Below are 18,769 nucleotides of genomic sequence, written 5' to 3'. Positions count from 1 at the left end.
GTGCGGTCTTGTAAGGCCGGACATTATTGGTGCAGGAGAAATGTCATGAGTAAACTACTGGATCGCTTTCGCTACTTTAAACAAAAAGGCGAGAGCTTTGCCAACGGTCACGGCCAGGTATACAACACCAACCGCGACTGGGAAGACAGCTATCGGCAGCGCTGGCAGTTCGACAAAATCGTCCGCTCAACCCACGGCGTGAACTGTACGGGCTCATGCAGCTGGAAGATTTACGTCAAAAACGGTCTGGTCACCTGGGAAACCCAGCAAACAGACTACCCGCGAACCCGCCCGGATCTGCCCAACCACGAACCCCGCGGCTGCCCGCGCGGCGCGAGCTACTCCTGGTACCTTTACAGCGCCAACCGTCTGAAGTATCCGCTGGTGCGCAAGCGGCTGATTGCGCTGTGGCGCGAAGCGCTGGCTCAGCACGCCGATCCGGTGCAGGCGTGGGATAGCATTATGCAGGACCCGGTTAAAACCCTCAGCTACAAGCAGGTACGCGGCAAAGGCGGGTTTATCCGCTCAAGCTGGAAAGAGCTGAATCAGCTGATTGCCGCCGCCAACGTCTGGACCATCAAAAACTACGGGCCGGACCGGGTGGCGGGCTTTTCGCCGATCCCGGCGATGTCGATGGTCTCTTACGCCGCGGGTACCCGCTATCTGTCGCTGCTTGGCGGCACCTGTCTGAGCTTCTACGACTGGTACTGCGACCTTCCCCCCGCCTCGCCGATGACCTGGGGTGAGCAAACCGATGTCCCTGAATCCGCCGACTGGTATAACTCAAGCTATATCATCGCCTGGGGCTCAAACGTCCCACAGACCCGAACGCCGGACGCCCATTTTTTTACCGAAGTGCGCTATAAGGGCACCAAAACCATCGCGATTACTCCGGATTTTTCGGAAGTTGCCAAACTCAGCGATCAGTGGCTGGCGCCGAAACAGGGCACCGACAGCGCGCTGGCGATGGCAATGGGCCATGTGATCCTCAAAACGTTTCACCTTGATAATCCCAGCGACTATTTCCTCAACTACTGTCGCACCTATACCGATATGCCGATGCTGGTGATGCTTGAGCGCCGCGAGGAGGGTTTCTACGTTCCCGGCAGGATGGTCCGCGCCGCCGATCTGGTCGACGATTTGGGCGAAAGCAACAACCCGGAGTGGAAAACCGTCGCGTACAACAGCGCAGGTGAACTGGTGGCGCCCAACGGTTCGATTGGCTTCCGCTGGGGAGAGAAAGGCAAGTGGAACCTCGAACAGCAGGCCGCCGGGCAAACCATTGAACTCAAACTATCGCTGCTGGATAGCCGTGACGACGTGGTGACGGTGGGCTTTCCCTACTTCGGCGGCAACGAAAACCCGCACTTTCGCAGCGTTAAGCAGGATCCGGTCACCCTGCACCAGCTACCGGTTAAACACCTCCCGCTGGCCAATGGCGAAACGGGACTGGTGGTCAGTGTTTATGATCTCATCCTCGCTAACTACGGGCTCGATCGCGGTTTAGACGACCCCAGCGCCGCCAGGGACTTTGGCGAAATGAAAGCCTATACCCCGGCGTGGGCCGAACAGATCACCGGCGTCCCGCGCCAGCACATCGAGCAGATCGCCCGCGAGTTCGCCGATACCGCGCATAAAACCCACGGACGATCGATGATTATTCTCGGCGCCGGCGTCAACCACTGGTACCACATGGATATGAACTACCGTGGGATGATCAATATGCTGGTGTTCTGCGGCTGCGTCGGCCAGAGCGGCGGCGGCTGGTCGCACTATGTCGGCCAGGAGAAACTGCGTCCGCAAACCGGCTGGCTGCCGCTGGCGTTCGCGCTGGACTGGAATCGTCCGCCGCGCCAGATGAACAGCACCTCCTTTTTTTACAATCACGCCAGCCAGTGGCGCTATGAAAAGCTGACCGCCCGGGAGCTGCTGTCGCCGCTGGCCGACGCCAGCCAATTCAGCGGCCATCTGATCGATTTTAACGTTCGCGCCGAGCGCATGGGCTGGCTGCCTTCCGCGCCGCAGCTGGGGGTTAACCCACTGACCATCAAGGCGCAGGCCGCCGCAGCCGGACTGCCCCCCGCCGACTACACCGCCCGGGCGCTGAAGTCCGGCGAGATCCGCTTCGCCTGCGAACAGCCGGATAACGGCAAAAACCATCCGCGTAATCTGTTTATCTGGCGCTCAAACCTGCTGGGCTCTTCCGGCAAGGGCCATGAGTATATGCTCAAATACCTGCTGGGGACCGACAGCGGTATTCAGGGCGAAGAGCTGGGGGCTACCGATGAGGTGAAGCCGGAAGAGGTGGAGTGGCAAACCGCGGCCATTGAGGGCAAACTCGACCTGCTGGTGACGCTCGACTTTCGCATGTCCAGCACCTGTCTGTTCTCCGATATCGTTCTGCCAACCGCCACCTGGTACGAAAAAGACGATATGAACACCTCGGATATGCATCCCTTTATTCACCCGCTCTCCGCCGCCGTTGACCCGGCGTGGGAGGCGAAAAGCGACTGGGAAATTTACAAAGATATCGCCAGAACCTTCTCTGAAGTCTGCGTCGGCCACCTCGATAAAGAGACCGACGTGGTGCTGGTGCCGCTGCAGCATGACTCCCCGGCGGAACTCTCTCAGCCCTTTGACGTGCTGGACTGGCGGAAAGGCGAATGCGAGCTGACGCCGGGTAAAACCGCGCCGTCGATTGCCGTGGTTGAGCGCGATTATCCGGCGACCTATGAGCGCTTTACCTCCCTCGGCCCGCTGCTCGACAAACTCGGCAACGGCGGTAAAGGCATCACCTGGAACACCCAGAACGAGGTCGATTTCCTCGGTAAGCTCAACTACGTCAAGCTGGATGGCCCGGCTAAAGGCCGCCCGCGCATCGACACCGCCATCGACGCCTCGGAAGTGATCCTCGCCCTCGCCCCGGAAACCAATGGCCAGGTGGCGGTCAAAGCCTGGCAAGCGCTCGGCGAATTTACCGGCCGCGAGCACACGCACCTGGCGCTGAATAAAGAGGATGAAAAAATCCGCTTCCGCGACATTCAGGCCCAGCCGCGCAAAATTATCTCCAGCCCGACCTGGTCCGGCCTCGAGAGCGAGCATGTGTCGTACAACGCCGGCTATACCAACGTCCACGAGCTGATCCCCTGGCGCACCCTTTCCGGCCGCCAGCAGCTCTATCAGGATCACCCCTGGATGCGCGCCTTTGGCGAAAGCCTGGTGGTCTATCGTCCGCCCATTGACACCCGCAGCGTCAGCCAGATGAAAGCGATCCCGCCTAACGGCTTTCCTGAAAAAGCGCTCAACTTTCTGACGCCGCACCAGAAATGGGGCATTCACTCCACCTACAGCGAAAACCTGCTGATGCTAACCCTGTCGCGCGGCGGGCCGATCGTGTGGATCAGCGAAACCGATGCTCGCGAACTGGGGATTGAAGATAACGACTGGATCGAGGCCTTTAACGCCAACGGCGCGCTCACCGCTCGCGCGGTGGTCAGCCAGCGCGTACCGCCGGGGATGACCATGATGTACCACGCGCAGGAGCGTCTGATGAATATTCCGGGCTCGGAAGTCACCGGACGGCGCGGCGGGATCCATAACTCGGTGACCCGCGTGTGCCCGAAACCGACCCATATGATTGGCGGCTACGCCCAGCTGGCTTACGGTTTCAACTATTACGGCACCGTCGGCTCCAATCGCGATGAGTTCATCATGATACGCAAAATGAAAAATATTGACTGGCTGGATGACGAAGGTCGCGACGGGATACAGGAGGCGAAAAAATGAAAATACGCTCACAGGTCGGCATGGTTCTCAATCTTGATAAATGCATCGGCTGCCACACCTGTTCCGTCACCTGTAAAAACGTCTGGACCGGACGTGAAGGAATGGAATACGCCTGGTTTAACAACGTCGAAACCAAACCAGGCATCGGTTATCCAAAAAACTGGGAAGACCAGGAGGTGTGGGAAGGCGGCTGGGTGCGCGACGTTAATGGCAAAATACGCCCGCGTCTGGGCGGCAGAATGGGCGTCATCACCAAAATCTTCGCCAATCCGGTGATACCGCAAATCGACGATTATTATGAGCCTTTTACCTTTGATTATCAGCACCTGCACAACGCGCCGGAGGGGAAACATTTGCCCACCGCCCGTCCGCGCTCGCTTATCGATGGTAAGCGGATGGATAAAATCATCTGGGGGCCCAACTGGGAAGAGCTGCTCGGCGGCGAGTTTGAAAAGCGCGCCCGCGACCGTAACTTCGACAAGATTCAGAAGGAGATGTACGGCCAGTTTGAAAACACCTTCATGATGTATCTGCCGCGCCTGTGCGAGCACTGCCTGAATCCGAGCTGCGTCGCCACCTGCCCGAGCGGCGCCATCTACAAGCGTGAAGAAGACGGCATCGTGCTGATCGACCAGGATAAATGCCGCGGCTGGCGTCTGTGCATCAGCGGCTGCCCGTACAAAAAAATCTACTTCAACTGGAAAAGCGGTAAATCGGAAAAATGCATCTTCTGCTACCCGCGTATCGAATCCGGACAGCCCACCGTCTGTTCGGAAACCTGCGTGGGGCGTATCCGCTATCTCGGCGTGTTGTTATACGACGCGGATCGCATTGAAGAGGCCGCCAGCACCGAGCGCGAAACCGATCTCTATGAGCGGCAGTGCGAGGTGTTCCTCAATCCCCACGACCCGGCGGTGATTGAAGAAGCGCTGAAACAGGGGATTCCACAAAACGTGATTGATGCCGCCCAGAGCTCGCCGGTGTACAAAATGGCGATGGACTGGAAGCTGGCGCTTCCGCTACATCCGGAATACCGCACCCTGCCAATGGTCTGGTACGTGCCGCCGCTGTCGCCGATTCAGTCCTACGCCGACGCCGGCGGCCTGCCGAAAAGCGACGGCGTGCTTCCGGCCATCGAAAGCCTGCGTATTCCGGTACAGTATCTCGCCAATATGCTCAGCGCGGGCGATACCGGCCCGGTGTTGCGCGCGCTGAAGCGCATGATGGCGATGCGTCATTACATGCGCTCGCAAACGGTGGAAGGCGTCACGGATACCCGCGCCATCGAGGAAGTGGGCTTAAGCGTTGAACAGGTCGAGGAGATGTACCGCTATCTGGCGATCGCCAACTATGAAGACCGTTTCGTGATCCCGACCAGCCACCGCGAAATGGCGCGCGACGCTTTCCCCGAGCGCAACGGCTGCGGCTTTACCTTTGGCGACGGCTGCCACGGCTCCGACACCAAATTCAACCTGTTCAACAGTAGCCGTATCGATGCCATCAACATCACCGAAGTACGCGATAAAGCGGAGGGGGAATAATGCAAATCCTCAAAGCGATCGGCCTGCTGATGGAGTACCCGGATGAGTTTCTTTGGCAGTGCAAGGAGGAGGTGCTGGCCATGGTGCGGCACGACGCCCCCATGCTCAACGACTTCGTCGCGGAAATGCTGAATGCTCCGCTGCTGGATAAGCAGGCCGAATGGTGCGAAGTGTTCGACCGGGGCCGCGCTACGTCGCTGCTGCTGTTTGAACACGTGCACGCCGAGTCCCGCGATCGCGGCCAGGCAATGGTCGATCTGCTCGCTCAGTATGAAAAAGCGGGTCTACAGCTAAACTGTCGCGAACTTCCAGACCATCTGCCGCTGTATCTGGAATACCTCAGCATCCTGCCGGAAAACGAAGCGCGTGAGGGGCTGCAAAACGTCGCGCCGATTCTGGCGCTGCTGGGCGGGCGGCTCAAGCAGCGCGAGGTAGCGTGGTATCCGCTGTTTGACGCCCTGCTGAGCCTCGCCGGGAGCCCCCTCTCAAGTGACAGTGTCACGCAGCAGGTTAACAACGAGTCCCGTGATGATACCCGGCAGGCGCTGGATGCGGTCTGGGAAGAAGAACAGGTGAAATTTATCGAAGATAACGCCACAACCTGTGACAGCTCACCGTTACAGCAATATCAACGACGCTTTAGCCAGGACGTGGCGCCGCAGTACGTCGACGTCAGCGCGGGAGGCCCGAAATGATACAGTACCTGAACGTCTTTTTTTACGACATCTACCCCTACATCTGCGCGACGGTCTTTTTTCTCGGCAGCTGGCTGCGCTATGACTACGGTCAGTACACCTGGCGCGCCTCCTCCAGCCAGATGCTCGATAAACGCGGGATGGTGATCTGGTCGAATCTTTTTCATATCGGCATACTCGGCATTTTCTTTGGCCATCTGTTCGGCATGTTAACGCCGCACTGGGTGTATGCCTGGTTTTTACCGATTGCGGTCAAGCAGCAGATGGCGATGGTGCTCGGCGGCGTCTGCGGCGTCCTGACGCTGATCGGCGGCGCCGGTTTGCTCTGGCGTCGTTTGACCAACCAGCGCGTTCGCGCGACCTCGACCACCCCGGATATCATCATCATGAGCATTCTGTTGATTCAGTGCCTGCTCGGGCTGAGCACGATTCCTTTTTCGGCGCAGTATCCTGACGGCAGTGAAATGATGAAGCTGGTCGGCTGGGCGCAAGGCATCGTGACCTTCCGCGGCGGCTCGTCTGAAATGCTCAGCGGTGTCGCCTTTGTTTTCCGCGTACATCTGGTACTGGGAATGACGATTTTCCTGCTGTTCCCGTTCACCCGTCTGGTTCACGTCTGGAGCGCGCCGTTTGAATATTTCACCCGCCGCTACCAGGTGGTACGTTCAAGACGCTGAGTCTTATCCTCACCCCAACCCTCTCCCCGCAAGCGGGGAGAGGGAGAAAGGCAGCCTAAAACCCACTTTAAACGCTACACCAGTTTCCGGTTATCGACGCGCTCGGCGGTATCTTCAGTAGACTTTCGCTTTTACCTTATGCCGAGTGCTTTTCTGAATTGTCAATTATCCCCAATCCAATAAGGTATAGTAGCTTTGAGCTGATCGTCTGGCGAAAGAGCATCACAAACTTAGTTTATTGACTTTGATTTGTATAACCCGCATTGCAGCGAGAAGCATTATTGAAGAATCAACGAATCGCACTTCGAACACAGTAAACAATAGACACGCATTTGTTGGCGTAAAAACGAAAATTTCCGTGAGGAAAGATGAAGACACAGCGCAAATTCTACCGAATTGCCTTCGGAATAGTTGGTTTTTTATTACTCACTTATATTAGAGTGCAATTAGGTTACAATCCTCTCAACCCACTCCTTGCCGATTTATGTTTTTTAGCTGCAGGGTATGTTTTCATCTATTTTGTTATATTTTCACTGATTGAATCCGGTGTGGAAAAGATGGGCTCCTTCCATCAAAAATACAATAAAGACAACCTGCATAAACAACCTCTTAAGTGTTTCATGCAGCATCAATCGACAGTCGCTGGAGGATACAAACTGGTTTTTAACCTTGGGTATATTTTAATCACTTACCTGATATTAAAACAACACCTGTGAAATCTCCACAGCCTCGTATCGAAAAGAAACAATATATTCGTAGAACACAATGAAGGGTTGCCAGACCATTACAAAATCAGCAGCTTGACGTTCGATTATACATGGCATTTATCTCCGCCTGACAGGCTCGCCCTAAGTGAAGCATTATGGGCACAAACAATTTCACAGAGTCAGGTTTCAATGATTCATTTAACCTGACTCTGTCACTTAAAATAGCTGTTTTTAACGCTTTCCCCGGCTCTACTTTCCGGCTTCGGGATGGGTATCAAACGCCGCCATCACTGCCGCCAGTTCCGCTTCGCTGAAGCCATATTTGGCATCATCCACGCCGAGGCCAAAACGCGTTTGCAGCGCTTCATACAGCGCCGGAACATCCGCTAAATCCCGCTTTTCGACCACATGGTTTTTATCCCAATGGGTAAAGTGGAAATTGGTCAGCGTCATCTTGCCGCCATCCGGTAAGTGGCGGCACATCAGCAGATGATGGCGGAAGTGCGACTGCGGCCAGTGCGCTGACCAGAAGTTGCCCATCACATAGTCGGAAGCGTACTGGCGACCTAAGTCAAAATGGTACATCGACTGCCAGTGGCCGTGATGGCTGAACTGCAGGGTCCACTCTTCCCCTTCGTAGATCAGGCGATACTCACCGTGCGGGGTCGCTTGTTCCACATCGGCCAGCAGCTTGATCGGCGCGGTCAGGGTCTGGCCGCCGAAACCAACGTCAGCAATCCAGCGTTCGCCCTCCACGTCCACCAGCAGCAGCCGATGGGTACGCGGCGGCATATGCGGCGGATTGGCCAGCACCACGCGGCCCAGAAGGCTGCGCACATTGAAACCAATTTCGCGCAGCGCTCTCTCCAGCAGGCCGTTTTGCTCGAAGCAGTAACCGCCGCGACGACCGTGAATCAGCTTATCTTCCAGGGTGCGATCGTCGAGATGTATCTCTCTTGGCAGCAGCACATCCAGATTTTCAAAGGGGATCGCGCCGTTATGGTGAATATGCAATTCGCGCAGGGTATTAAGTGAAACACCCGGGGTGCCCGTCCAGCCCAGACGAGAAAAATAGGCGCTTAAAAAGGGACTCATCAATGCCTCCAGCAATCGGTGTCCGACATTTATAGCCTGTTTTTCCCGCCTGACCAGCTATTTTGTGCGATCGCATTTATCCGCGCGTGCCTCGCTGCATCAGCGACAGCGCGCTGAGCATCAGCCCGAGACCGGTAAGCAGCGTCAGCGACGCCATTGCCATTCCCTGCCCCGCCGAGCCCTGCTCAAACTGGCGCCAGATAAACACCGCGACGGTTTGCGTCCCGGCTGGCGCGAGCAGCAGCGAAGTTACCAGCTCGCGGGAGGCGACGGCGAACACCATCAGCATCGCCGCCAGCAGCGCCGGGAAGACCAGCGGCAGAACGATCAGACGCAGCGCCTGCAGGGCCGTCGCCCCATGTACCCTTGCCGCAGGCTCAAGATTATTGCCAAGCTGGCGCAGCGCGCTGCCGACGTAGCGTACCGGCCAGGGCAGCAGCAGACAACTGTAGGAGAGCAGCAGCATAAACCAGCTGTTGTAGGGGGAAAGCGGCCAGAACGGCTGATTCCACAACAGAATCAACCCGACGCCTACCACCACGCCCGGCAGCGCCGCCGGCAGCAGCGATAAGGCATCGACTATCGCGCTCCCCTTGATTTTTTGCACCACAACCAGCCAGGCGGCGAGCAGCCCCACCAGCCCAACAACCCCAGCCGAAGCCAGCGCCAGCGAAAGGCTGGTTGCCAGCGCCGACAGCGCATCGCCCTGCTGGGTAAACAGCGCAGCAAAATGGCGAAAGGTAACGTTGTCAGCATGAATACCGCCCGACAGCGTGCTCATCAGGCTGGTCAACACCATCGATGCGCCAGGCAGCACCACCGCCAGCCCACCGACGCCCGCCATCACTAGCATCGCCGGAAGCGCCAGCCAGCCCAGCTCCGCCCCGCTATTCTCTCCCGGTTTGCCGGTGACGCTGGTAACCTCTTTACCGCCAGTCAGCCGTTTTTGCAGCCACCAGGCCAGCAGCGCCACCGCGATCAGCAGCAGCGACAGCAGCGATGCGCCGGGCAGATCGACGGGCCAGTCGGCAAGCTTTTTCTCAATGCCTACGGTCAGCATGACCAGCCCCGCCCGCGACCCGAGGGCCGCCGGAACGCCGTATTCCTCAATCGCCAGGGTAAACGCCAACAGCATCCCCGCCGCCAGCGCCGGCGAAAGCATCGGCAGCGTGATGTACCAGAACGCACGCCAGGCGCTGGCGCCGTGCACCCGGGCGACAATCGCCAGCCGCTGACCGCTGGCCAACAGGCTGCGCGAGACGGCAAAGTAGACCACCGGAAAGATATTGAGGGTCATCACCAGCACGATCCCGATGCGGCTAAAAAGCAGATCGTTAAGATCCCAGCCGGTCAGCTGCTGCAGATAGCCATGACTTTGCAGCATCAGCATCCACGACAGCGCGGCAATATAGGGCGGCGTCAGAAAGGGGATCAGAAAGAGCAGATCCCACAGCCGCGGCAGCGGGATAGTAAACAATCCGCGCACGACGCCCAGCGGTAGACCGATGACCACGCTCATCAGCGCCACGCCGCAGGCCACCCACAGGGTGCCGCCGAGCATCGTAGGCAGCTGCGGGTCGGCAATCAGTGTTGACACGCCGCTAAACGCGCCGCTCAGCGAGCCGGCGCTAAACCGGGGAAAAATCGCCTGGAGGACGATAAAGAGCAGCGGCAACGCCACCAGCACCAGCAGTGCCGCCAGCGTGCCCGCTGAAATAAGTCTCTGTTTCACGATATATTCCTGGATACGATCTTACCCGGCTCGCGCTGCGCTTAGCCGGGCTACAAAATCACGGCCGTTTACAGTCCGGTAGCCCCGACAGGCGCGCCAGCGCCGCCTCCGGGGAATGTGCCCGAACCAACTTTCGCAGCTTGGGGAAAAGTCGGTTTACTGGGCGAAAAGCGTATTAAAGCGGGAAAGCACCGCACTACGTTCGCTAGTGCCTTCGCCGGCGGTCGGCAGAATTTTCAGTTCGTTGAGCAGCGGACGCTTCGCCGGAATATCGCTGCGGGCGGGCATAAGCCAGGCGTCGGCGACCAGCGCCTGGCCTTCCGGCGACAGCACATAATCAATAAAGGCCTTTGCATCGTCAGCATGCGGGCTGGTTTTGAGGATCATCATTGGCCGCGGCGCAATCACCGTGCCGCTGGCCGGGAAAATCACCTTTAGCGACTCGCCCTGATGAATATTGCCGTAAGAGACATAATCAACCGCGCCGAATACCGCCGCTTTCGCTCCCTGCATCACCGGCGTTACCGCCTGGGCATTCGGCCCGCTGACCGCCATGCCATTCTTCTTCAAGTCTTTAAACAGCGCCCAGGCCTGGTCGCCCATGCCATTCTGTAACCCGATCAGCAAATCCAGCGATGCGCCGGAAAGCGCCGGGTCCGGCGTCGTCACTTTGTCTTTGAACGCCGCTTCGGTCAGGTCGCGCCACTCTTTCGGCTCCGGAGTGCCGCTTTTGGTATTCCAGACGATCCCCAGCGCCGAAATCCCCTGGGCAACGTAATCGGCGGATTTCAGGTTCACCGGGACTTTATCGGCATTGGCGCTCTGATACGGCAGCAGCCAGCCGCGGTGATGCAAATCTTCCGCGGTATCCCACGAGGCGGAAATCAGCACATCTGCCTGCGGGTTAGCCTGCTCGGCCTCAAGACGCGCCATCACCTTACCGGTGGTGGCCTGAAATATATTCACCTTCACCCCGGTTTTCTTCTCATAACCGCTGGCGAGGCTTTTCGCCAGCGAGCCCGGCCCGGCGGTGTAGACGGTGAGCGCGTGGGCGCAGGAGATCGTGGTGGCGGACAGCATCATCGCGAGCGCGGCTCCTTTGGTAACGGTGATAACGGTTTTCATACGGATTCCCCTGAGGTTGAAGTCACGGCGCGGACAGCGGCAACGCAGCCCGCAGATAAATGAATAATCTTGTCGGCCAGCAGCTCGGCTTCGCGACGGTCGTGGGTGACGTAGACGGCAGTGATGCCCAGCTGGCGCAGCAGGCGGCTCATTTCGAGACACAGCGACTCGCGCAGCTCGCTGTCGAGATTGGAGAGCGGCTCATCGAACAGCAGCACGCGCGGTTCTGCGACGATGGCGCGGGCCAGGGCAACGCGCTGCTGCTGTCCGCCGGAAAGGCCCGACGGTTTACGCTCGGCGAAGCCGCTGAGACCGACCATTGCCAGCGCCTCCTCGACCCGTCGCTGTCGTTCCTTGTGCCCGATGCCGCGCATGCGCAGCGGGAAAGCCACGTTCTGCGCCGCCGTCATATGCGGCCACAGGGCGTAATCCTGGAAGACCATGCCGAGATCGCGCTGCTCCGGCGGCATACCCCAGCCGGCTTTCGCCACCAGCCGATCGCCGAAGTGAATGCTGCCGCTGGCGGGTACGGTTAATCCGGCGAGCAGGCGCAGCAGCGTGCTTTTGCCGCAGCCAGAAGGCCCGAGCAGCGCCACGATGCTGCCCGCATCGATATGCAGATCGATCTGATTAAGGACGGTGTTGGCGCCGAAGGCGAAAGAAACGCCGTCAAGCTTAATGCTGGTAAGCGCGCGCATTTTCGCCCTCCCGTTGGGAAAGCGTGGCTCTGCCGGCGGTCAACATCCGCCGGCGCGCGCTCACCTGTGTCAAAGACAGGGGAGCTAACATATTGTTATCCTCTTTGGGACTTAGTGACGCCGACTATAGGGAGCCTTGATGACGTATTGATTACATTTTCATTGCGGATTAACGTGTTGTCTGGCATCAGACCCATTTACCAAGGAACGCATATGAGCCGTTTTCGCCACGTGGAACTCCAGTACGCCAGTCGCCTGCTCAACCATGGCCCAACGATTTTAATAACCAGCTACGACGCCCATACTCAGCGCCGCAACGTTATGGCCGCCGCATGGTCGATGCCGGTGGAGTTCGCCCCGCCGCGGCTGGCTATCGTGGTGGATAAAAGCGCCTGGACGCGGGAAATTATTGAGCGCAACGGCACGTTCGGCATCGTCGTCCCGGGCGTCGAGGCCGCCAGCTGGACCTACGCGGTCGGCAGCATCAGCGGACGCGATGAGGATAAATTTAACGCTTACGGTATTCCGGTGGTGCAAGGCCCGGAGCTGGGATTGCCGCTGATTGAAGAAAAGTGTCTGGCGTGGATGGAGTGCCGACTGCTGCCGGCAACGGCGGCTCAGGAGCAGTACGATACGCTGTTTGGCGAAGTGGTTTCCGCCGCCGCCGACGAACGCGCGTTTGTCACCGGACGCTGGCAGTTCGACGATGATAAGATCAATACCCTCCATCATCTCGGCACCGGCAACTTTGTCGCCAGCGGCCGCCACGTCCGCGCCAATACGCCAGAAGAGTAGCCCGGACAGATGCGCAGCATCGCCTCCGGGGCAATTCTTCACCACCCTGCTCGTCTCTCCCGGGGGCGGCGCGCAGCGCCTGCCCGGGCTACCGGGCCCCAGACCGCTGAGAACGCGTAGCCCAAACAGATGCGCAGCATCGCCTCCGGCAGGTGTACTAGCGCAGCAAACGCCGCCGGTCTTCGCTGGGAGTCAGGCCAAAAACCTTTTTATATAAAGTGGTAAAGTGATTACTGTTGGCAAAGCCGCATAGATAAGCCACTTCGGTAATCGTCATATCGGTCTCGCGTAATTTTACGCGCGCCGAAACTAAGCGCAGACGCTTTAAATAATTATCCGGCGTCAATCCCGTCGCCTCTTTAATATGGCGAAAAGCGGTACGCGTGGTCAGATGGAATTTCTCCGCCAGCTGCTGCCAGTTATGATCTTCAAAACAGTGCTCCTGTAGCCAGGTCAGCAATTTATGCAGCTTATATTTAGTGGTGCTATATTCGGCTTCGGTTTCGGCATGCAGAATCGTCGTCACCAGCTGGAAAAACGCGGCTTCGCGCAGGGCAATATTTTGCCCCTGCCGCAGCTCGGCAGAAAATATCTTATCCACCAGTTCCTTGCAGATATGGCGGGTGTCCGGCGCCAGCCAACCGTAGCAGGACGCATTCTGCGCAGAGAAAGTCTGTAATAAAGTATCGAGAGGCTGTAAATAATGAAACCCTACCAACGGGTTAATCAGCACATTAATTAACTTAAGCGTCCCTAGCTCATCATAATAATGAACGTCACCCGGCTGAACGTAAAAAACGTCGCCCTGTTGAATATATAGTGGTCTGCCATTAATAACATGTAAACCGTGCCCTTCCTCAACGATCACCAGCTCAGCAAATTCATGACTATGTTCATGGCTATTATCTTCCGGATCGCTGGCGTACATGCCCAGCTTATCCTGCGGATGGGTGAAATAATACTCAACGGTCAACATCATCATCTATAAAGTCCAAAACGGCATACGGCGCAGAGGCAAGATAATGCATTTTCCCGACCGCCACGAGCAAGATTTTTGGAATTGTGATCGGCAACCCGCCCATCTCATTATCAGTGCCAATCTGGCAAATGCATTGGCATTGCCAGAGTGGTTACCCCCGGGGCCGGCATCTTATGCTGCGGACAAATAAATACAGAGGACGCAGTATGTCACAGGCAATTCAGCATAATTCTCAGGTCTCGATGACCCGCCACCCGGATTTTCTACGCACCGCCGAGACGCTCCGGCCCGCGCTACGCCGCCAGGCGTACCCGCCGATCGCCGTGGTGGAAGCCCACGCCGACGCCACGGCGCTGTTTGGCTGGCGCGCCGAACCGGTAAGTTCCCCGGCCGCGTTTTACCAGCGCGAGCTGAGCAGCGGCGATAGCGTCATTATTGATTTTGGCAGCCACTTTGTTGGCTACCTGCATTTTCTCTGTCAGAGCGTCGGGAGCCCACCGGACGCTCCGGCCCATCTGCAGTTCACCTTCGGCGAAACGCTGAGCGAAGTGTGTGAGCCGTTCAGCGATTACCAGGGCTGGCTAAGCAGCAGCTGGCTGCAGCAGCAGGATCTGTGGCTTGATGTCCTGCCGGCCGAAGTTGATCTGCCGCGCCGCTACTGCTTCCGCTATCTGAAGGTGGAGGTCAAAGCCGTGTCGCGCAAGTTTCGTCTGCAGTTCAACCAGATTCAGGTGAATGCCGTTACCTCCGCCAGCGGCGCATGCCCGGCAGCGACAACCGCCGACCCGCAGCTCAAGGCCATCGACAGCGTTGCCGTTCTGACCCTGCAAAACTGCATGCAGGAGGTGTTTGAGGATGGCCCCAAACGCGACCGCCGCCTGTGGCTCGGCGATTTACGTTTGCAGGCGCTGGTGAACGATGTGACCTTCGCCCGTCACGATTTAGTACGCCGCTGCCTGTACCTTTTCGCCGGGCATACTCGTGAGGACGGTATGGTATCGGCCAACGTGTTCGTGCAGCCGGATGTCATTGCTGACGATACCTTTCTTTTTGATTATTCTCTATTTTTTGTTGACGTTCTCTACAACTATCTGCAAAGCGCGGAGGATATTGCTACGGCCCGCGAGCTGTGGCCCACGGCCCGTCGTCAGATTGAACTGGCGCTGAAACGCTGCGACGCCTACGGGGTTGTGCGCGATAGCGACGACTGGTGGGTGTTTATCGACTGGCAGGCATCGCTGAATAAACAGGCTGCAGCGCAGGGCGTGCTGATTTACTGCCTGCAGCGCGCCGTCTGGCTGGCCGAGCGTTTCGAACCTGAGCTGGCCGTCAGCTATCGCCAGCGTTTACAGCAGCTTAAAGCTGCGGCCCTCGATGTCTTATGGGACGAGCAGCAAGGCTTCTACATCAGCGGCGAGCAGCGGCAGGTCTCATGGGCATCGCAAATCTGGCTGGTACTGGCGGAAGTCGGTACTCCTCAGCAGCGCCGGGAGATCATGCATAATCTGGAGCAAAATCCCCCCGCGATCGCCATGAACACGCCATACCTGCGTCACCACTATATTGCCGCCCTTCTGCAGTGCGGGCTGCGCGACGACGCTATTGCGCAGATCAAAGCCTACTGGGGAGCAATGGTCGACTACGGTGCCGATACCTTCTGGGAAATCTTCGACCCGGCGCATCCTGATTTTTCCCCTTATGGCAGCAAGCTGATAAACAGTTATTGCCATGCGTGGAGCTGCACCCCGGCCTGGTTTATTCGCCAGTACGGACTTTAACAACAACGATAAGCGAGTTTACTTTTATGGCAGAAACAACCTTTACCCTTTGGCGGCAGCGCCTTGGCTATGGCATCGCCGACCTCTCCTGCAACCTTGTGTGGCAGATGATCTCTCTTTATCTGATGTTCTTTTACACCGATGTGATGGGCCTGCCCGCTTATTACGTAGGCCTGATGTTCCTCGTGACGCGCCTGGTGGATGGCGTTGCCGACGTGCTAATGGGGCTGGTTATCGACAATACCGCCACCCGCTGGGGGCGCTGCCGTCCGTATCTGCTGATTGGCGCGATCCCCTTCGGACTGCTGTGTATTCTGGCCTTTTACGTGCCTGATTTTGGCACTACCGGTAAGCTGATCTACGCTTTTGTCACCTATCTGTGTCTGTCGTTTCTCTATACCCTCGTTAATATTCCATTCTGCGCCATGCTGCCGTTTCTGACGAACGACTCGCGGGAGCGCACGACGCTGTCGGCGGTGCGCATTCTGCTCGGCTCGCTCGGCGCGACTATTGTCGCGGTCGCCACTCTGCCGCTGGTTGGCGCGCTGGGGAAAGGCAATCAGGAGCACGGCTTCTTCTATACGGCGGTGATTTTCGGCGTTATTGCCACCTTTTTTCTGCTGGTGAGCTTCCGGAACGTTAAGGAAAATATCAGTATTACTCAGGAGCGCATGACCTTAAAACGCGCCTGGGTCAGCCTGCGCGCCAACCGACCGTGGTTCGTCTTCGCCATCAATATTTTCCTGATGTGGGGCGCGTTTTTCTTCCAGACCGGGGCGCTGGTCTACTTCTTCCATTATTACGTCGGTAATAACGATCTCACGGCGATCGTCGCCGGGATCTCCACCTTCGTTCCTCTGCTGGGTACCCTCACCGTTCCGCTGCTCGCCAGCCGGATGAAAAAGCGCCACGTCTATCTGGTCGCCAGCGCGATCAACCTGGTCGGCATGGGCATGATGATGGCGGCAGGCGTTAACAGCTGGGGTCTGGTTGCCGGAGCGGTCGTACTCTCGCTTGGCGCCGGACAGCGCACGGCAATTTACTTCTCTATGCAAGCCGATCCGGTGGATTACGGAGTATGGAAAACCGGCATCAATACCGCCGGCATTTTGACCTCTATCAACGGCTTTCTTGGCAAGGTGGCGATGGCGGGCGCGGGAGCCATTACCGGGGTCCTGCTCTCATCCGGCGGTTATATCGCTAACCAGACGCAAAGCGACGGCGCGATGCTGGCGATAAAAGCCTGCTACCTCTATATCCCGGCGCTGCTGATTGTGGCTTCAATGCTGTGGATTGGTCGCTTCTACCGACTCGACGACCAGTACGAGCAGATCCGCGCCGACCTTGACGCTGGACGCCGTGCGCCGTCGAACCCATCGTCCGTTGCTGGAGAAAACCACGCCCTGTAAGGCGCAGCACCCCCTACATACCTCTGAAAAAATAAGGATTGATATGCGTATCTCTTTGATTAGCGCAGCGGTTTGCTGCGCCCTTTTTTCGGCTTACGGCGCGAGTGCGGCCCCGCTCACCGTCGAACAACGGCTAGCGCAGCTGGAGGCCCGGCTTAATCATGCGGAGCAGGAGGCCGGAGAGGCCAAACGTCGGGCGCAGCAGGCGGAGCTGCGCACCAGCGCCGCGGAACAACGCGCGGCGGCAGCGGAAAAGCAGGTGCAGACCCTCAGTCAGCGCACCGCAGCGACCGAGCAAAAGCAGCAGGCTGCTGACAAACAGCTGGCGAAAAGCAGCCTCAGCGATGGCTTCGAGTTCAACGCCTACGCGCGCTCCGGGATGCTGGTTGACAGCCATGGTAAAGGCGCGCGCGGCGGCCCGGGTGTCTCCCCGGCCAGTTCGCTCAACGGCGATGCCCACGTTGGCCGTCTCGGCAACGAGAAAGATAACTACGTGGAGCTCAGCTTCGGCAAAAAAATGACCTTCAGCGACGGGTCATGGGCGCACTTTAAAACCATGCTTGCCGACGGGGCAACCAACCCGGATCCATGGGTACAGGATAACGACAGCCACCACATGAACGTGCGTCAGCTGTACGTCGAGATGGGCAATTTCGCCGATTTTTCCGGGCCGTTCAGGAGCGCTTCCATCTGGGCGGGCAAGCGTTTCGACCGCGATAATTTCGATATCCACTTTACCGATAGCGATATTATGTTCCTCGGCGGTACCGGCGGCGGGATCAATGACGTGATGTGGGGTGATACGCTGCGCGGCGATTACTCGGTCTATGCGCGTAACTTCGGCGATCTGGGTAGCGATAACTACCAGGATAACGATATACAGAACCTGATGTTCACCGCCAACCACTTCTGGAACAACTGGCAGCTGATGACCACGGCGATGACCGCCCAGGGCAATGATGACCTGAAAGATAATACCTCGACCACCGGCAGTTACGCTCTGCGCAGCGATAATACGGCGAAACACGGCTACTACGCGATGCTGGCGTATCACGACAAACAGCAATTCTATGGCCTCGCGCCGGGCGTATCGGAGAGCGCCCTGCAGTACGGCGGCGGGCTGGGCGCCGAGGCGCGCCAGCCCGGCAGCGATGGCGATCTTACCGAGAACGCTAAGTCCCTGCGTTTTGCGTCCTACGGCATTTTGCCGTTGGGGAAAAACTGGCAGCTTGCACCATCGGTTATCGCCCAGCATAGTGAAGATCGCTACCGCGATGGCGACCGCTACGATTGGGCAACCTTTAACCTGCGGGTTTCCCAGGGCATCACCCGCAACTTCGCCCTGCTATACGAGGCGTCCTGGCAATATATGGACCTGAATCCCAACGGCCGAACCTATCGCTACGACAGCGGCGTGCATCAATACCAGGCGGTGAGCGGCGATTTTTACAAGCTGACCTTCGCCCCGACGTTCAAAGTTGGCGATGTGTTTGATATCAAAGCGAGGCCGGAGATACGTTTCTTTGTCACGTGGATGAATTGGGATAAAGACCTGGATCGTTATGCGATCAACGATGATTTCGGCAGTAAAGGCTTTACCGCCGGAGGAAACTGGAACTTTGGCGTGCAGACGGAGATTTGGTTTTAATACATCAGCCCTGGCACCTCTTCCCGGGGGCGGCGCACAGCGCCTGCCCGGGCTACCGGACCGCAGACCGCTGAGAACGCGTAGCCCGGACAGATGCGCAGCAT

General features: G+C 57.9%; 14 protein-coding genes. 9 read left to right on the top strand and 5 right to left on the bottom strand.

The features are described 5' to 3' along the window. Window positions 1–45 precede the first annotated feature (45 nt). The 5 genes from HMPREF3178_RS12005 to HMPREF3178_RS11985 all read left to right on the top strand — a co-directional run bounded on the left by HMPREF3178_RS12005 (window position 46) and on the right by HMPREF3178_RS11985 (window position 7,415). Window positions 46–3,786 (top strand): nitrate reductase subunit alpha, encoded by a 3,741-nt coding sequence (locus HMPREF3178_RS12005; protein WP_004101904.1) that lies wholly within the window; start codon window positions 46–48, stop codon window positions 3,784–3,786. Beyond that, window positions 3,783–5,327 (top strand): nitrate reductase subunit beta, encoded by a 1,545-nt coding sequence (gene narH / locus HMPREF3178_RS12000; RefSeq protein WP_017145933.1) that lies wholly within the window; start codon window positions 3,783–3,785, stop codon window positions 5,325–5,327. Before HMPREF3178_RS12005 ends, narH begins: the two co-directional genes overlap by 4 nt. Beyond that, window positions 5,327–6,022 (top strand): nitrate reductase molybdenum cofactor assembly chaperone, encoded by a 696-nt coding sequence (narW, locus tag HMPREF3178_RS11995; protein WP_017145934.1) that lies wholly within the window; start codon window positions 5,327–5,329, stop codon window positions 6,020–6,022. Before narH ends, narW begins: the two co-directional genes overlap by 1 nt. Further along, entirely contained in the window at window positions 6,019–6,699 is a 681-nt protein-coding gene (gene narI, locus HMPREF3178_RS11990; RefSeq protein ID WP_017145935.1) for a respiratory nitrate reductase subunit gamma, read from the top strand. The genes narW and narI overlap by 4 nt, the downstream gene beginning before the upstream one ends. A gap of 368 nt (window positions 6,700–7,067) precedes the next feature. Next, complete coding sequence (locus HMPREF3178_RS11985) at window positions 7,068–7,415, top strand: hypothetical protein (protein ID WP_004101900.1); 348 nt, start codon at window positions 7,068–7,070, stop codon at window positions 7,413–7,415. Between the two features lie 240 nt (window positions 7,416–7,655). On the opposite strand, the gene nhoA is transcribed toward HMPREF3178_RS11985, so the two are convergent. The 4 genes from nhoA to HMPREF3178_RS11965 all read right to left on the bottom strand — a co-directional run bounded on the left by nhoA (window position 7,656) and on the right by HMPREF3178_RS11965 (window position 12,056). Then, window positions 7,656–8,501 (bottom strand): N-hydroxyarylamine O-acetyltransferase, encoded by an 846-nt coding sequence (gene nhoA / locus HMPREF3178_RS11980; RefSeq protein WP_004112839.1) that lies wholly within the window; start codon window positions 8,499–8,501, stop codon window positions 7,656–7,658. 76 nt (window positions 8,502–8,577) lie between these two features. Then, on the bottom strand, window positions 8,578–10,233 hold the full coding sequence (locus HMPREF3178_RS11975; protein ID WP_017145936.1) for an ABC transporter permease: 1,656 nt from the start codon (window positions 10,231–10,233) through the stop codon (window positions 8,578–8,580). A 156-nt stretch (window positions 10,234–10,389) separates the two neighbouring features. Further along, window positions 10,390–11,358, bottom strand: coding sequence for an ABC transporter substrate-binding protein (locus HMPREF3178_RS11970; RefSeq protein WP_017145937.1), 969 nt, complete (start codon window positions 11,356–11,358; stop codon window positions 10,390–10,392). Then, a complete protein-coding gene (locus tag HMPREF3178_RS11965) occupies window positions 11,355–12,056 on the bottom strand; it encodes an ABC transporter ATP-binding protein (RefSeq protein ID WP_017145938.1) in 702 nt (233 codons plus the stop codon). Before HMPREF3178_RS11965 ends, HMPREF3178_RS11970 begins: the two co-directional genes overlap by 4 nt. A gap of 213 nt (window positions 12,057–12,269) precedes the next feature. On the opposite strand from HMPREF3178_RS11965, the gene HMPREF3178_RS11960 reads away from it, so the two are divergent. After that, entirely contained in the window at window positions 12,270–12,851 is a 582-nt protein-coding gene (locus HMPREF3178_RS11960; RefSeq protein WP_004112829.1) for a flavin reductase family protein, read from the top strand. Between the two features lie 157 nt (window positions 12,852–13,008). Here HMPREF3178_RS11960 and HMPREF3178_RS11955 read toward each other — a convergent pair whose 3' ends face one another. Then, window positions 13,009–13,833, bottom strand: a complete 825-nt coding sequence (locus tag HMPREF3178_RS11955; RefSeq protein WP_004101892.1) for a helix-turn-helix domain-containing protein — start codon at window positions 13,831–13,833, stop codon at window positions 13,009–13,011. A 203-nt stretch (window positions 13,834–14,036) separates the two neighbouring features. Here HMPREF3178_RS11955 and HMPREF3178_RS11950 point away from each other — a divergent pair, with 203 nt between their 5' ends. From HMPREF3178_RS11950 to HMPREF3178_RS11940, 3 genes are read left to right on the top strand one after another with little or no spacing between them, the layout of a single operon-like run. Next, window positions 14,037–15,608 carry an alpha-L-rhamnosidase-related protein gene (locus tag HMPREF3178_RS11950; protein ID WP_004101890.1) on the top strand — a complete coding sequence of 524 codons (1,572 nt, stop codon included), beginning with the start codon at window positions 14,037–14,039 and terminating at the stop codon, window positions 15,606–15,608. Between the two features lie 26 nt (window positions 15,609–15,634). After that, window positions 15,635–17,017, top strand: a complete 1,383-nt coding sequence (locus HMPREF3178_RS11945) for a glycoside-pentoside-hexuronide (GPH):cation symporter (protein ID WP_004101888.1) — start codon at window positions 15,635–15,637, stop codon at window positions 17,015–17,017. Window positions 17,018–17,060: 43 nt separating this feature from the next. After that, window positions 17,061–18,665: a carbohydrate porin gene (locus HMPREF3178_RS11940; RefSeq protein WP_017145939.1), complete on the top strand. Its 1,605-nt coding sequence runs from the start codon at window positions 17,061–17,063 to the stop codon at window positions 18,663–18,665. Window positions 18,666–18,769 lie beyond the last annotated feature (104 nt).

The sequence above is a fragment of the Klebsiella sp. HMSC09D12 genome, from assembly GCF_001808475.1.
GTDB lineage: Bacteria > Pseudomonadota > Gammaproteobacteria > Enterobacterales > Enterobacteriaceae > Klebsiella > Klebsiella oxytoca.
Note: the sequence above shows the minus strand (reverse complement) of the source record. Positions and strands in the feature narration are given on the sequence as shown.

What these genes read in the sequence shown, in the direction of transcription:
- HMPREF3178_RS12005 (WP_004101904.1), top strand. Translation starts at nt 46, where the DNA reads ATGAGTAAACTACTGGATCGCTTTCGCTACTTTAAACAAAAAGGCGAG.
- narH (WP_017145933.1), top strand. Translation starts at nt 3,783, where the DNA reads ATGAAAATACGCTCACAGGTCGGCATGGTTCTCAATCTTGATAAATGC.
- narW (WP_017145934.1), top strand. Translation starts at nt 5,327, where the DNA reads ATGCAAATCCTCAAAGCGATCGGCCTGCTGATGGAGTACCCGGATGAG.
- narI (WP_017145935.1), top strand. Translation starts at nt 6,019, where the DNA reads ATGATACAGTACCTGAACGTCTTTTTTTACGACATCTACCCCTACATC.
- HMPREF3178_RS11985 (WP_004101900.1), top strand. Translation starts at nt 7,068, where the DNA reads ATGAAGACACAGCGCAAATTCTACCGAATTGCCTTCGGAATAGTTGGT.
- nhoA (WP_004112839.1), bottom strand. Translation starts at nt 8,501, where the DNA reads ATGAGTCCCTTTTTAAGCGCCTATTTTTCTCGTCTGGGCTGGACGGGC.
- HMPREF3178_RS11970 (WP_017145937.1), bottom strand. Translation starts at nt 11,358, where the DNA reads ATGAAAACCGTTATCACCGTTACCAAAGGAGCCGCGCTCGCGATGATG.
- HMPREF3178_RS11965 (WP_017145938.1), bottom strand. Translation starts at nt 12,056, where the DNA reads ATGCGCGCGCTTACCAGCATTAAGCTTGACGGCGTTTCTTTCGCCTTC.
- HMPREF3178_RS11960 (WP_004112829.1), top strand. Translation starts at nt 12,270, where the DNA reads ATGAGCCGTTTTCGCCACGTGGAACTCCAGTACGCCAGTCGCCTGCTC.
- HMPREF3178_RS11955 (WP_004101892.1), bottom strand. Translation starts at nt 13,833, where the DNA reads ATGATGATGTTGACCGTTGAGTATTATTTCACCCATCCGCAGGATAAG.
- HMPREF3178_RS11950 (WP_004101890.1), top strand. Translation starts at nt 14,037, where the DNA reads ATGTCACAGGCAATTCAGCATAATTCTCAGGTCTCGATGACCCGCCAC.
- HMPREF3178_RS11945 (WP_004101888.1), top strand. Translation starts at nt 15,635, where the DNA reads ATGGCAGAAACAACCTTTACCCTTTGGCGGCAGCGCCTTGGCTATGGC.
- HMPREF3178_RS11940 (WP_017145939.1), top strand. Translation starts at nt 17,061, where the DNA reads ATGCGTATCTCTTTGATTAGCGCAGCGGTTTGCTGCGCCCTTTTTTCG.